General features: G+C 66.2%; 12 protein-coding genes. 5 read left to right on the top strand and 7 right to left on the bottom strand.

Annotated elements, in window-relative coordinates; genetic code table 11:
• The first annotated feature begins 34 nt into the window (after window positions 1–34).
• Window positions 35–349: a zinc ribbon domain-containing protein gene (locus tag J7643_09210; protein ID MBO9540754.1), complete on the top strand. Its 315-nt coding sequence runs from the start codon at window positions 35–37 to the stop codon at window positions 347–349.
• A 9-nt stretch (window positions 350–358) separates the two neighbouring features.
• Window positions 359–1,798 (top strand): hypothetical protein, encoded by a 1,440-nt coding sequence (locus J7643_09205; GenBank protein MBO9540753.1) that lies wholly within the window; start codon window positions 359–361, stop codon window positions 1,796–1,798.
• Window positions 1,799–1,853: 55 nt separating this feature from the next.
• On the opposite strand, the gene J7643_09200 is transcribed toward J7643_09205, so the two are convergent.
• Both J7643_09200 and J7643_09195 read right to left on the bottom strand, forming a co-directional pair.
• Window positions 1,854–2,732, bottom strand: a complete 879-nt coding sequence (locus tag J7643_09200; GenBank protein MBO9540752.1) for an acyltransferase — start codon at window positions 2,730–2,732, stop codon at window positions 1,854–1,856.
• A 63-nt stretch (window positions 2,733–2,795) separates the two neighbouring features.
• On the bottom strand, window positions 2,796–4,010 hold the full coding sequence (locus tag J7643_09195) for an HD-GYP domain-containing protein (GenBank protein MBO9540751.1): 1,215 nt from the start codon (window positions 4,008–4,010) through the stop codon (window positions 2,796–2,798).
• A 221-nt stretch (window positions 4,011–4,231) separates the two neighbouring features.
• On the opposite strand from J7643_09195, the gene J7643_09190 reads away from it, so the two are divergent.
• Together J7643_09190 and J7643_09185 are read left to right on the top strand one after the other, a co-directional pair.
• Entirely contained in the window at window positions 4,232–5,884 is a 1,653-nt protein-coding gene (locus J7643_09190; protein ID MBO9540750.1) for a leucyl aminopeptidase, read from the top strand.
• A gap of 81 nt (window positions 5,885–5,965) precedes the next feature.
• On the top strand, window positions 5,966–6,769 hold the full coding sequence (locus tag J7643_09185; protein ID MBO9540749.1) for a c-type cytochrome: 804 nt from the start codon (window positions 5,966–5,968) through the stop codon (window positions 6,767–6,769).
• Between the two features lie 14 nt (window positions 6,770–6,783).
• On the opposite strand, the gene J7643_09180 is transcribed toward J7643_09185, so the two are convergent.
• Window positions 6,784–7,617, bottom strand: coding sequence for an NAD+ synthase (locus J7643_09180; protein MBO9540748.1), 834 nt, complete (start codon window positions 7,615–7,617; stop codon window positions 6,784–6,786).
• A gap of 429 nt (window positions 7,618–8,046) precedes the next feature.
• Between J7643_09180 and J7643_09175 the strand changes: the two genes are divergently transcribed.
• Window positions 8,047–8,544: a hypothetical protein gene (locus J7643_09175; GenBank protein MBO9540747.1), complete on the top strand. Its 498-nt coding sequence runs from the start codon at window positions 8,047–8,049 to the stop codon at window positions 8,542–8,544.
• Window positions 8,545–8,612: 68 nt separating this feature from the next.
• Here J7643_09175 and J7643_09170 read toward each other — a convergent pair whose 3' ends face one another.
• The 4 genes from J7643_09170 to J7643_09155 are packed head-to-tail and all read right to left on the bottom strand — an operon-like array spanning window position 8,613 to window position 13,183.
• Complete coding sequence (locus J7643_09170) at window positions 8,613–9,923, bottom strand: TolC family protein (protein ID MBO9540746.1); 1,311 nt, start codon at window positions 9,921–9,923, stop codon at window positions 8,613–8,615.
• A gap of 40 nt (window positions 9,924–9,963) precedes the next feature.
• Window positions 9,964–11,559: a DHA2 family efflux MFS transporter permease subunit gene (locus J7643_09165; protein MBO9540745.1), complete on the bottom strand. Its 1,596-nt coding sequence runs from the start codon at window positions 11,557–11,559 to the stop codon at window positions 9,964–9,966.
• Between the two features lie 12 nt (window positions 11,560–11,571).
• Window positions 11,572–12,726 (bottom strand): HlyD family secretion protein, encoded by a 1,155-nt coding sequence (locus J7643_09160; GenBank protein MBO9540744.1) that lies wholly within the window; start codon window positions 12,724–12,726, stop codon window positions 11,572–11,574.
• Window positions 12,713–13,183, bottom strand: coding sequence for a MarR family transcriptional regulator (locus tag J7643_09155; protein MBO9540743.1), 471 nt, complete (start codon window positions 13,181–13,183; stop codon window positions 12,713–12,715). Before J7643_09155 ends, J7643_09160 begins: the two co-directional genes overlap by 14 nt.
• Window positions 13,184–13,314 lie beyond the last annotated feature (131 nt).

Raw genomic sequence — 13,314 nt, 5'->3', positions numbered from 1 at the left:
AGGGTTCATTCGCACGCATTGAGGTATTGACGCGATGATGACTTGTCCGAGCTGCGGCTACAAGGAAGACACCAAGTTCTGCAAGCACTGCGGGGCCCTGATGGTGTCCGAGGCCAAGGCCAGCTACCTTCAGACGCCTCAGTTCACGGGCATCACCATCCCCCCGCCCACCGCGACCGAGGGCTTCAAGGCCGATGACCTGGATGCCCTGGGCATCGAGGACCGCGACTTCGGCGACGGGGAGCACGGCGAGGGGGGCAAGGACTCCTGGTTCGGCATCGGCATGGTGCTGGTACTGGTGGTGATCCTCATCGCCTGGGGCGTCTCGCGCGCCACCGGCAACAACTAGGCCGAGCTTATGACCATTGTCGGAAACTGTGCGCTCAAGCCCTCTCACGTGGATCCGGTCGAGGCTTGCCTGAGCCTCAACCGCATGGCCGAGGGGGAGGCGATCTTCAAATCGACCACCCGCGACCATCACCCCGACAGCCACATCCCCTGGCGCATCGCGCCGGAGCCCTTCTGCATCTCCAAGGAGACGTACCTCTACGTCAAGAGCCTGGGTAACCACCTGCTGCGGTTCTACCAGGCCGCCAACAAGCTCTACTACGAGAGCGTCAAGGGCAAGATCGCGCCCTGGGTGGCCGAGTACCTGGAGCAGGGCAAGCCCGAGCACCTGATCGAGTACGCCCGCATGAATCGCCAGAAGAAGCTCGTGCCGGCGATCATCCGGCCGGACCTCATCTTCACCGACGAGGGACGCGCGATCGCCTGCGAGCTCGACTCGGTGCCCGGCGGTCAGGGCTTCGTCTCGAGCCTCTCGACGGCCTACGCCAAGCTCGGCTTCGAGACCGTGGGCGGCGCCGACGGCATGCTGCATGGCTTCGCCCGCATGATCCGTGCCCAGGTGCCCGAGGTGGCCGATCCCTTCGTCGCCATCGTCATCTCCCAGGAGTCGAACGACTACTGGAACGAGATGGCCCACGTCGCCGACGCGCTCAACGCCGCGGGGCTCTTGCGGGTCCAGGTCGTGCGTCCCGAGCAGCTGCGCTACGCCGACGAGGCCTTCTGGCTCGACGCCGAGCGCCTCGACGTCATCTATCGTTTCTTCGAGCTGTTCGATCTCAAGAACGTGCCCAAGACCGAGCTGATGATGTACGCGGCCAAGAAGCAGCAGGTCGTCGTCACGCCCCCCTTCAAGACCTTCCTCGAAGAGAAGATGCTCTTCGCCCTCTTCCACCACCCCATGCTCCAGGGCTACTGGGAGCAGGAGCTGGGCGCCGAGAGCTTCCATGCCATGGAGCGGCTCTTGCCCCGCACCTGGATCGTGGATGCGCGCCCCCTGCCGCCGCACGGGGTGATCCCGGGCCTCACGGTCGAGGGACGCCCGGTCAGCGACTTCCGCGACTTGATCCCGACCACCAAGAAGCAGCGCGAGTTCGTGCTCAAGCCCTCGGGCTTCTCGGAGCTCGCCTGGGGCAGCCGGGGCATCACCTTCGGCAGCGACACCCCTTCCGAGGAGTGGGCCACGCGCGTCGAGGCGGCGCTTGCGAGCTTCCCCGAGACCCCGTACCTGCTGCAGGAGTACCACAAGCCCGCCAAGGTCCAGAGCCGGTACTACGACTTCAACCGGCGCGAGATCCGCCAGTTCGATGGCCGCGTGCGCCTCTGTCCCTACTACTTCGTGGACGGCGAACAGGCGCACCTGCACGGGATCCTGGCCACCGTGGCACCGGCGGACAAGAAGGCTATCCACGGCATGGTGGACTCCACCATGGTCCCGGTGATGGTCGAGTAGTCCGACAAAGATTGAGGCCCCGGAACCGTTTGGTTCCGGGGCCTCTTGCTGGCTGTTACCGGCTCTGGGTCGTGAGGTCGTCGTAGGTTTCGGGCCGGCGATCGCGGAAGAACTGCCAGGTGTCGCGCACTTCGCGGATCATGTCCAGGTCCAGGTCGGCGACGAGCAGTTCGTCCTGGTCACGGCTCGCGACCGCGACCATCTGGCCGCGCGGATCGCAGAAGTAGCTCTGGCCGTAGAACTCTCCGATGTTCCAGGGGGCCTCGTGGCCCACCCGGTTGATGGCGCCGACGTAGTAGCCGTTGGCGACCGCATGGGCGGGCTGCTCCAGCTTCCAGAGGTACTCCGAGAGGCCCGCCACCGTGGCCGAGGGGTTGAAGACGATCTCGGCGCCGTTGAGGCCCAGGGCCCGGGCCCCTTCGGGGAAGTGCCGGTCGTAGCAGAGGTAGACGCCGATGGTGGCGTAGCGGGTCTCGAAGGTGGGGTAGCCCAGGTTGCCGGGCTTGAAGTAGAACTTCTCCCAGAAGCCGGGGTGCAGGTGCGGGATGTGGTGCTTGCGGTACTTGCCCAGGTAGGTGCCGTCCGCATCGATCACCGCGGCGGTGTTGTAGTAGACGCCCGCCATTTCCTCTTCGTAGATGGGGACGATCAGCACCATCTGGTGCTCTTTGGCCAGCTCCTGCATGAGCTTGACGGTGGGGCCGTCGGGGATGCGCTCGGCGGCCTGGTACCAGCGGGTGTCCTGCTCGGCCGGGAAGTACGGGCCGTAGAAGATCTCTTGCAGGCAAAGGATCTGGACGCCCTGCTTGCCGGCCTCGTGGATCATGGCGACGTGGTGGTCGATCATCGCCTTCTTGATCGCTTCGATGGGCTTGGAGGTGTCCTTCTCGACGTTCGCGGCCTGGATCAGGCCGCACTTGACCGTTCTCGCCATGGTGGTGGGTTCTTCCTCAAGGTATCGTGGGACGTTTCGCCCCATTATACCTCAGGCGCCGGCCTAGGCCTTGACCTCGGGGCGGTACAGGTCCTGGACCACCAGGCGGCCGTGCTTGCCCAGGTCGATGAGCTGGCCGTCCATCTCGACCACCGGCCGGGTCGGGTCCTCTCGGTTGACCTGGGCGACCTTCGCGATCTCGCCCGAGTTGAGCAGCACCAGCGCGTTCTTGGGGTAGGGCACGATGAAGTTCTGGAAGGCCCAGACCATGCGCCGCTCGAAGTGGGTGTCCATGCCCTCCAGGATGATCCGGTAGGCCTGGTTGGGGGGCATGCCCTTCTTGTAGACGCGGTTGGAGATGAGGGCGTCCCACACGTCGCAGATTGCGACGGCCCGGGCCATCTCGGGGATGTCGTTGCCCTTGAGGCCGTAGGGGTAGCCGCCGCCCGCCCATTTCTCGTGGTGGTGCAGGACGATCCCCTTGATCTCGGGGGTGGCCCAGCGGTGGTTCTGGATCAGGCGCAGGCCCTTCTCGGAGTGGGTCTTCATGACCGCGAACTCCGCCTCGGTCAGCTTGCCGGGCTTGTTGAGGATGAAGTCGGGGATGAGGTTCTTGCCCACGTCGTGCAACAGGGCGCCGATCCCCAGGAGGCGCAGCTTGTCGATGGGGTAGCCCAGGGTGACTCCCATTAGGAGGCTAAGGCTCATGACGTTGGCGGAGTGGGCGTAGGTGTACTCGTCGTAGACCCGCAGATCGCAGAGGCTGTTGAGGATCTCCTTGTTCATCACGATCTCTTGGAGCGTGGTCTGCACGCACGAGTCGGCCTTCTCGAAGTCGATGGCTGCCGACTCCTTGTAAGTGTTGGCGATCTCGCGGATCGAGGCGACGTTGTGGGTGACCACGTCGCGGGCGAGCTTCTCGATGCGGCTCTCGGTGAAGCGCGACAGGGCGCCGGTCTCGGCGCGGGAAGGCGGAGCGGGGGTGGCGGGCTTCGCGGGGGCCTCGTTCGCGCCGAAGAGGCGCCCCAGGGGGCCGGTCTTGGCCGTCTGCCGCACGGGAGCCGCCAAGGGGCGGGAGGGTGCCTTCACGGGCTGGGCCTGGAAGTTGATCACCGTGACCGCCTCGACCCCTGCGCGATAGAGCAGCGAGAGGTTCTGGGGGGTGATGGCGGTGCCGGGCCCCAGTAACTGCTGCCGATCCGAGGGATGGAAGACTGGCTCTGCCAGGACCATCCCGGGCTGCAGGGCTTCGAGGGGCGTGCGAATCGACGTGCTCATGCGAATCCGTCAACCATTTCTGAAAGTAGGCCGGCGAGGGGCGAGGGGGATGACCCTCGCCTGACATGACTATACCCGTCCCCTGATAGATTTATCGAAACCTCACAAGCTCGTCACGTTCCTGCGCGCGAGCGAGCATGCGCGAAAATCTGTTATCATGGGGTTTAGACGGGCTTAAATAAGCGGATCGCTCAGGCCGTCGAACGAATTGAGGAGTCTCTATGAAGCTAACCATCAAGACCGGTGCTCCGGCCGCCGAGAAAGGCGAACTGATCGCGATCGCCCTGTTCGAAGGTGAGAGCAAGCTCGGCGCCGACGCGCAGGCCGTGGACAAGGCCCTCGGCGGTATCGTCGCCGACGTGCTCAAGTCGGGCGACTTCGCCGGCAAGCTCAACCAGACCATGATGATCCCCACCGGCGGCAAGCTCGGCGCCAAGCGCCTGCTGCTCGTGGGCCTCGGCAAGCCCGCCGAGCTGACCGTGGAGCGCGTGCGCCAGGCCGCCGGCAAGGCGACCGTGACTGCCCGCGACCTGGGCATCAAGACCTTTTCGACCGCGGTCTTCGGCCTCGACGCCGAGGACATCGACGCGCATGCGACCGCTCGCGCCTTCGTCGAGGGCATGCTGCTCGGTAACTACCAGTTCAACGTCTACCGCACCGAGAACAAGGACAAGCACAAGTATCTCGACGGCGTGACCCTGCTTGCCGCCGACAAGGCGCAGGCCGAGCTCATCGGCGAGGCCCAGGCCGAGGCCGAGGCGATCGCGGATGCGGTGGCCCTGAGCCGGGACATGGTCTCCATGCCCCCCAACGACCTGACCCCCTCGACCATGGCCGAGATGGCCAAGAAGATGGCCGCCGAAGTCGGGATCACCTGCAAGGTCCTCGACGAGAAGCAGATCAAGAAGGAAGGCATGGGCTCGTTCCTGGGTGTCGCCCAGGGCTCCATCGACGCCGAGCCTCCCCGCTTCATCGTCCTCGAGTACATGCCCAACGGCGACAAGGAAGCTCCCTTGGTCTTCGTCGGTAAGGGCATCACCTTCGACTCGGGCGGTATCTCCATCAAGCCCGGCGAGGGCATGGAGAAGATGAAGTACGACATGGCCGGCGCTGCGGCGGTCATCGGCGCCATCCGCGCGATCGCCAAGCTCGCGTTGCCCGTCAACGTAGTCGCCCTGGTGCCCGCCACCGAGAACATGCCCTCGGGCGACGCCATCCACCCCGGCGACGTGCTCACCTCCATGAGCGGCCTGACCATCGAGGTCATCAACACCGACGCCGAGGGTCGCCTGATCCTCGCCGACGCCCTGACCTACGCCGAGCGCTACAAGCCCCGCGGCGTGGTCGACCTCGCGACCCTGACCGGCGCCTGCGTCATCGCCCTGGGCACCCAGGCCATCGGCCTGATGACCAACGACGACGCCTTCGGCGAGAAGGTCCGCCAGGCTGGCGAGCGTTCGGCCGAGCGCGCCTGGAAGCTGCCCATGTGGGACGACTACTTCGATCTGATCAAGAGCGACGTGGCCGACCTCAAGAACACGGGCGGCCGCGCGGGCGGCACCATCACCGCCGGCGCCTTCTTGTCGAAGTTCGCCAAGAACTACCCCTGGACCCACCTCGACATCGCGGGCACCGCGTGGAACGAGAAGGGCTCCGCCTACGTGCCCAAGGGCGCGACCGGCATCGGCGTCCGCCTCTTGGTCGAGCTGGCCACCGAGTACGCCGCTGAGGCCGCCTCGGCTCCCCAGCCCGCGACCCTGAAGGCTGCGGCCAAGGCTCCGGCCAAGACCACCGCCGCCAAGGCCCCCGCGAAGGCTGCCGCCAAGGCGCCGGCTGCGAAGGCCCCGGCCGCCAAGAAGGCGACCAAGAAGTAACATCCCTCAAACAAACGGCCGGCTGCTCATTCGAGTGGCCGGCCGTTCGTTTGAGGGCGTGCCGCGAAGCGAGGAGGCGCCATGAACTTGCAAGCAGTGGCGATCACCGCCTGGGCGCTCCTGGCGCTCGGGGCGACGCCATCTTCGGGTGCCGCCCCCGTCGCCCCCTTCAACCCGCCATCCGAGGCGATGCTCCCCTCGGACGTGCGCGGCGAGACGATCCGATACGGCCAGCGGATCGTCACCCAGACGGGCGTTTTCGCCAAGCCCTACGTCGGCAACGCCCTGAGCTGCACCAACTGTCACCTGGAGGCGGGCCGCAAGCCGAAGGCGGCCCCGTACGTCGGGGTGTATGCCAGCTTTCCCCAGTACCGCGCCCGGAGCGGAAAGGTCGATCGGATCGAAGATCGGATCAACGACTGTTTCCAGCGCAGCCTGAACGGCAAGGCCCTGCCCTACGAGAGCCGAGAGATGACCGCCCTGGTCGCCTACATGGCCTGGCTCTCGGAGGGAGTGCCGACGGGCATGAAGGTCGAAGGCCAAGGTTTTTCCCGGATCAGCCCGTCCGCTCCCCCTGACGCGAAACGTGGAAGCCAGGTCTACGGGACGAGCTGCGCGCAGTGCCACGGGCCCGATGGACAAGGGACGGCCGCCTTCCCGCCCCTCTGGGGCGAGCGCTCCTTCAATATCGGAGCCGGCATGGCGCGGCTCGACACGGCGGCGGCCTTCATCAAGTGGAACATGCCCCTGGGGCAGGGGGGCACCCTCAGCGACCAGCAGGCGTACGACGTGGCCGCCTACCTGCTCTCGCAGCCCCGCCCCGACTTCGGGCCGAAGGTCCACGACTGGCCCAAGGGGGGGAAACCGAAGGACTCGCCCTACTAACGTTCGAGCGAGGCTTAGACGCCCCAATCCCTGAGGTAGTGGAAGTCCTTGTCCATGGTGCGGTTCGAGATCTTGGGCAGGATGGGCGGGCGGCGCTTGAAGTGGTTCAGGCGGATGCGCCGCTCGACGGTCTTGAGCATCTCGGGCGAGAAGCCCAGGGCCAGGACCTCCTCGCGGCTCTTGCGCAGGTCCACCAGGTGATAGAGCAAGCGGTCGACTTCGTCGTAGGTGAAGCCGAGATCCGCCTCGTCGCTCTGCCCTTCGAACAGGTCCGCCGAAGGCGGCTTGTCGATGACCGGAGCAGGGACGCCGACGTAACGCGAGAGTTGGCGGACCTGGGTCTTGTAGAGGTCGCCCAGTGGGTTCAAGGCCGAGGCCAGGTCGCCGTGCTGGGTGCCGTAGCCCAGGAGGAGCTCGGTCTTGTTGGAGGTGCCGAGCACCAGGCCATTGACCAATGCCGAGTGGTCGTAGAGGACGCACATCCGCTGGCGGGCCATGAAGTTGCCGCGCCGGTGGGCGCTCGCCTCCGGGTGGCGCGCGTAGAAGGCGTCAACCATCGGGGTGATCTCTTCGGTCATGAGCGAGAGGCCCAGGTCGTCCGCGATGAGCTGCGCGTGGGCGAGGCTCTCGGGATTGCTCGACTTGTAGGGCATGGCGATGACGCTCACCGCTTCAGGGCCGAGCGCCCGCACCGCCAGGTAGACCACGAGCGCCGAGTCGATGCCGCCGGAGAGGCCGAGTACGACTCGCTTGAAGCCCACCTTCGTGACCTCGTTGACGAGGAACTTCTCGAGGAAAGTGGTGCAGAGGGGGGCGTTGAGGGTCAAAGGGTGCTGGATGTCGCTCATGCCCTTATCTTACGGTCGCTGCGGGGACGCGTCCAGTCTCGGACCTTGCTTTGTGGGATTGCGCCCTGCGTCGCGCGGAATGAAGGGGGTGACGGTTCTGGGCCGAAGGAGAGCCCGCCTTCGCTCCGCCGCCGGCGTGTGCCGCTGAGAGGCGCCATCGCAGGTGGGGCGCGGAGTCTTCCGTCGTTCGGGAGAAGAAATGAGGCCTATCCTTTGCTTGCTTGCCCGTCGCTGACCGTGCCCTCTCAAATGCGCTCAATTATTGCATTTCAGGCCGCTTGCTCAACGGCCACTTGGGTGCTCTTGCCCAAAGATGATGCGGCGAGGCGGGGTATTTTTCCGGACTGCTGGCAGCCTATAGTTGCCCCGCAACCCGTGCAGAAGGTACGGCGTAGCGTACGACCAGTATTAAGAAGGGGGACTTGAAACATGCGTATTGTTCATCTTTCCGCGATTGTGGCGGTGCTCCTCACCACGGTGGCCTGCGGGCACAGCCCGGTGGGGTCGATCCAGGGCTCGGACAACCGCAACAACTTCGGTGACTGGGACGACAGCGGCAACACCTATCAGGCGAACGTGAGCAAGGTGAAGGCCGGATCCAAGTCGAACGTCTCCGTCAATCAAAACAACCAGGCGGTCGGTGGCGCCGCCCAGCAAGTCGGCAACCGCAACAACGCGAGCAGCGGTGGGTCGGGCTCCAAGAGCGGCTCGGGTGGGCCGAGCGACAACCGCGACAACTTCGGCGAGTGGGGCAACAGCGGCAACACGATGCAGCTCAACTACAGCGACGTCTATGCCGGCGATCGCTCGAAGGTGCGCATCAACCAGAACAACCAAGCCGTCGGCGGCTCCAGCCAGCAGACGGGCAACGGCAACAACCTCAGCAGCGGCAGCAGCAAGAAGAGCGCGCCTCCTAAGCGCTGGTAACGGCAGGACCCAACAGGACGAAACGAGGCCCGCCGTCCCAGGATGGCGGGCCTCGTCTGCTTCGAGGATTATGCCTTGCGCAGCATTCCCGCCAGGTCCAGCCCGAGGGCCTTGGCGATCTTGAGCTCGGCGGCCAAGGCGTCGTAGGTGGCCTGGATGTAGGTCGCGCGGGCCTGGGACATGGTGCTGGCCGCGTCGATGGCCTCGGTGCCGGTGCCGGCCCCTTCGCTGTAGCGTAGCTGAGCCAGGTCGTAGCCGGCCTGAGCGGCCTTCAGACCCTGCTCGGCGGCTGTAATCCGCTCTTTGGCCTCGCTGCGATCGGCGATCGCCTTCTCGACCTCGAGCCGGAGCCCTTCGCGCATGGCTTGGAGGTTCGCCACATCGGCCTCCTCGGTCTTCTCGCCCGCGCGGATCTGGGCGTGGACCTTGCCGCCATCAAAGAGCTCCCAGCTGGCCGAGCCCATGACGGCGTAGCCCGGCACGTTGAGCTTGTCGGCCAAGAGGATGCCCTGGACCCCCACGGTGGGCAGCAGGGAGCGTCGGCTGATCTCGGTGCTGAGGGCATTGATCTTCTGCTGGCCCTGGGCGACCTTCACCTCGGGCCGGGCCTCGATGCCGCTTGCGATGCTGCTCTCGCTGATCTTGAACATCGGGAGGCTGGGGGCTGCCAGGGGGCGGTCGTTGAGCGGCTGGTGGATCGCCGTCGAGAGGCTCAGCCGAGCGAGCTTGACCGCGTTGCGGGCCTGGATGACCCGGCCCTTGACGTTGGCGAGGGCCGTCTGGGCCTGGAGGGTGTCGAAGCGGGTGCCGAGCCCGTTCTTCTCGCGGGCCTGGGCGTCCTTGAGGTGGGCCTGTGCCTGGCGATCGTTCTCGAGGACCGCTTCGAGCAGGCTCTCGGCGCGCAGCACGTTGAGGTAGTAGGTGGCGGTCTCGAAGGCGACGTTCTGGCGCGAGAGGCGCGCGCCCTCTTGGGCCATGGCCTTGCCTGCCTCGGCGGCCTCGCGGCCGAGCCCGATGCGGCCGCCGGTGAAGAGGGGCTGGGTGACGGTCAGCGTCTCGCTGAGCATGAAATCGAGACTGAGGCCCGGGGCCATCGCCTTGAGCATGCGCGAGAGGTTGTTGTCGAGGATCCCGATGTGAACCGGCATGGCGCTGAGGGTCACGGTTGGCAGCACCCGGGCGTTCGCCTCGCCCTGCCGGGCCTCGGCGGCGCCGATCTTGGCCTCGGCGGCGGTGACGGCGGGGCTGGTGTCGAGCGCGGCCGATACCGCCGCGCGCAGGTCGAGGGGTTGCTCGGCCGCCTGAGCCGGGAGGGTGGCGACGGCAAGCGTCGCGGCGGCGAGGAGGGGCGAAAGGCCCCGGGTGAGGGGATGGTTCATGGCAAGCGGCCTCCGGTGCCGTCAGGGATAGTCGTAGGGGTTACTCGATCACGGCCATGTGGGCAGCGCCCGCTTGGCCTTGTTGTTTCTTCTTGACCAGGAAGAGGGCGGGGATAGCACCCGCGAACATGATGATCCCCGAGATCCAGAAGGTGTCCTGGAAGGCGAGGACGGCGGCCTGCTTGCCCGCGAGCATGCCGATCACGGCGCCGGCTTGTTGCTGAGCGACGTGAGGGCTTGCGCCGTGGCTCAGCATCAGCCCCTTGAGCGCGCCGATGGCGTGGCCCGCCACGCCGGTGCGGGCCGCGTCCTGGCCCAGAATGGCTGTATGGAAGGCCGTGCGCTGGCTCAGGATGGTGGCGAGGATCGCGATGCCGAAGCTGCCGCCGATCTGACGGGTGACGTTGAAGAGGCCCGATGCCTGGCCGATCTTCTGGATGGGGACCGCCCCCAGGGCCGTTTGGTTCATGCTGGGGAAGGCGAGCCCCATGCCGATACCGCGCAGGATGGTCCAGCCGTAGATGGTCAAGAGCGGCGTCTCGGGGGTCATGTGGGACTGGAGGATGAGCGAGAGGCCCATCAGGCTGAGGCCCCCGATCAGCGGCACCCGCGGGTCCAGCCGGTTGGAGAGCAGCCCCGCGACCGGCATCATGAAGGCGACCGATAGGCCCGAGGGCAGCATGATGAGGCCGGTCTTGACCGCGTCGAAGCCCATGACGGTCTGCAGGAAGACCGGCAGCAGGAACATGCCCCCGAACAGGCCGATGCCCATGACGATGGAGGCGACGGTGCCCGCGCTGTAGGTGAAGTTCTTGAACAGGCGTAGGTCGATGAGGGGCTCCTTGCGCCACAGCTCGATCACGAGGAAGAGGCCGAAGCTGACGGCGGCCACCGCGAACAGGCCCAAGATGTAGGGGCTGTCCCAGCCCTTGGCGTGGCCGTCGCTGACGCCCACCAGGAAGGTCGAGAGGAAGATCGCCATGGAGACGAAGCCCCAGACGTCCATCTTGACGTTCTTGAGGGCCGTCTCGCGCAGGACCGCAGCGGCCATGAAGGTGGCGATGAGCCCCGGGACCAGGTTGACGTAGAAGATCCACCGCCAGTTGATGTACTCGACCAGGTACCCGCCCAGGGTGGGGCCCAGGGTCGGGGCGAGCATGGCACCGATGCCCACGATGGCCATGGACATGCCGCGCTTTTCGGGCGGGAACGCCTCGAAGACGATGGCTTGCCCGACGGGCTGGATGGCGCCGCCCGCGATCCCCTGGAGGATGCGGAAGAAGATGAGGCTCTCGGCGCTCCATGCCGCTCCGCACAGCATGGAGGTGAGGGTGAACAGGAAGATGGCGATGGCGTAGAGCTTCTTGCGGCCGAAGCGATCGGCCAAGAAGCCGGTGGTCGGCATCATGGCCGCGGCGGCGAGCATGTACCCGGTCGAGATCCACTCGATGTCGTCGACGTTGGAGCCGAAAGCCGCCATGATGTGCGGCAGCGCCACGTTGACGATGCTCGAGTCGATGATGACGATGAACATGCCCATGATGACCGGCAGGGCCGCCCACCACATGTAGTTCTGATCCGTGATCAGCTTGGCGAACGGGTTCTGGAACCCCTTGCGCGGGCTTGCGATGGCCATGGGGCCTCCTGGTTACAGCGTGCGGGCGTCGATGTCGATGACGGCGGACATGCCGGGCTTCAGCTCGTGGCCCTGGTCCTCGACGGCGATCTTGACCGGGATGCGCTGGACGACCTTGGTGAAGTTGCCGGCGGCGTTGTTGGCGGGCAAGAGCGAGAACTGGCCGCCGGTGACCGAGCCGACCTGCTGGACCTTGCCGTGGAAGGTCTTGCCGGGGTAGGCGTCGATGCGGATGTCGACCGGAGCACCCTGGTGGACGCGGCGGATGTAGGTCTCCTCGATGTAGCTCGAGATCCAGACCTTGTCGGTCTCGGTCAGCGAGTAGAGGCCCTGGCCGGGGGCGACCTGCTCGCCGAGGTTGCTCATGCGGCGGGCGATGACGCCCGAGACCGGGGCGGTGATGGTCGCGTGGGCGAGCTGGAGCTTGGCGAGGTTGACCGCGGCCTCGGCCTGGGCGATCTGGGCCTGGACCGTCTCGACCCCGCCGCGCTTGATGCTCACCGCCTGGGTGCCGGCGTTGGCGAGGCGCAGCCCCTCCTGGGCCGAGCTGAGCTGGCTCTTGGCGGCAGTCAGGGCCGAGTCGGCCGCGGTCGCGCCAGTCTTGGCGGCTTCGTACGCCTGCTTGGAGATGCCGCCCGCCTCGAAGAGACGCTCGACGCGCGAGAGGTCGGCGTGCGCCTTCTCGGCGCTGGCTTCGGCACTGGTGAGGGCCGCGCGGGCGGCGCGCACCCCGGCCTCGGCCTGGGCGATTTGCGAGGTGGTCTGGGCGCTCTGGAGCGAGACCCCGGTCTCGGAGGTCTTGAGGCCGGTCTTGGCGACGGCGAGCCCCGCCTCGGCCTGAGCGAGCTGGGCCTTGAAGTCGGTCTCGTCCAGGACGGCGACCACCTGGCCCGCCTGGACCTGCTGGCCCTCGTCGACCAGGAGCTGGCCGATGCGGCCCGGCACGCGCGAGCTGACGGTGATCAGGTTGCCTGCGACCTGGGCGTCCTCGGTCGAGACGAAGGCCTGGCGGTGCGTCCACCACTTGCCGCCGTACACCCCGCCGATCACCAGGCCGATGGCGAGCACGCCCATCAGGACGACGGGAGGCTTGCGCTTCGGGGTGACCTTCAGGTCTTCGACGGGGGCGGGGGCTTGACCGTTGGTGCTGGATTCAGCGGTTGGCATGGTTCTCTCCAAGCGGGGATGCGTGGGCGGTACGGATGGAATTGGCGAGGATCTTGAGTCCTTGCGCCAGCTGCTGCCGGTCGTCGTTCGACAGATCGGCGAATACCGTCGTCAGGCGCAGGATGGACTCGTCGGCGATGGCCTTGAGGACCTCCTGGCCCTGGAGGGTGATTTGGACCTGCACGACCCTGCGATCGTGCGGGGCTGCCTGGCGCTCAGCGAGGCCGATGGCGGCGAGCCGATCGATCACGCTGGTGCTCGCGCCGTGGGTCACGTTCAGGAAACTCGTCAGCTGGCTCATGGAGCGGGGGCCCTGGCGGTGCAGGTGCTTGAGCGCCGCGTAGTGAGAGATGTTCAGGCCGTACAGGGCGATGAGCCCGTGGAACAGCTCGCGCATCCCACGGAACCCGTCGAACAGGTCATTCAGGACTTCGGCTCTCGGATCGGAAAACGGCATCGGGCTCTCCCTTTGAACTTTCAGTTACTAAAATATTCGCTCACTAGATATTTCACAAGTTAAAATAATTGAACTTCCTTGCAACAAAAAACCCGGGACCGAAAGGTCCCGGGTGAGATGGGGTTGAGGTT

Source organism: bacterium (assembly GCA_017744355.1).
Lineage (GTDB): Bacteria > Cyanobacteriota > Sericytochromatia > S15B-MN24 > UBA4093 > JAGIBK01.
This window is presented reverse-complemented; position numbering and strand designations above follow the sequence as displayed.

Coding starts and splice junctions, on each gene's coding strand:
- J7643_09185 (MBO9540749.1), top strand. CDS start 5,966: ATGAACTTGCAAGCAGTGGCGATCACCGCCTGGGCGCTCCTGGCGCTC.
- J7643_09165 (MBO9540745.1), bottom strand. CDS start 11,559: ATGGCCATCGCAAGCCCGCGCAAGGGGTTCCAGAACCCGTTCGCCAAG.
- J7643_09160 (MBO9540744.1), bottom strand. CDS start 12,726: ATGCCAACCGCTGAATCCAGCACCAACGGTCAAGCCCCCGCCCCCGTC.
- J7643_09195 (MBO9540751.1), bottom strand. CDS start 4,010: ATGAGCACGTCGATTCGCACGCCCCTCGAAGCCCTGCAGCCCGGGATG.
- J7643_09205 (MBO9540753.1), top strand. CDS start 359: ATGACCATTGTCGGAAACTGTGCGCTCAAGCCCTCTCACGTGGATCCG.
- J7643_09190 (MBO9540750.1), top strand. CDS start 4,232: ATGAAGCTAACCATCAAGACCGGTGCTCCGGCCGCCGAGAAAGGCGAA.
- J7643_09155 (MBO9540743.1), bottom strand. CDS start 13,183: ATGCCGTTTTCCGATCCGAGAGCCGAAGTCCTGAATGACCTGTTCGAC.
- J7643_09210 (MBO9540754.1), top strand. CDS start 35: ATGATGACTTGTCCGAGCTGCGGCTACAAGGAAGACACCAAGTTCTGC.
- J7643_09180 (MBO9540748.1), bottom strand. CDS start 7,617: ATGAGCGACATCCAGCACCCTTTGACCCTCAACGCCCCCCTCTGCACC.
- J7643_09175 (MBO9540747.1), top strand. CDS start 8,047: ATGCGTATTGTTCATCTTTCCGCGATTGTGGCGGTGCTCCTCACCACG.
- J7643_09200 (MBO9540752.1), bottom strand. CDS start 2,732: ATGGCGAGAACGGTCAAGTGCGGCCTGATCCAGGCCGCGAACGTCGAG.
- J7643_09170 (MBO9540746.1), bottom strand. CDS start 9,923: ATGAACCATCCCCTCACCCGGGGCCTTTCGCCCCTCCTCGCCGCCGCG.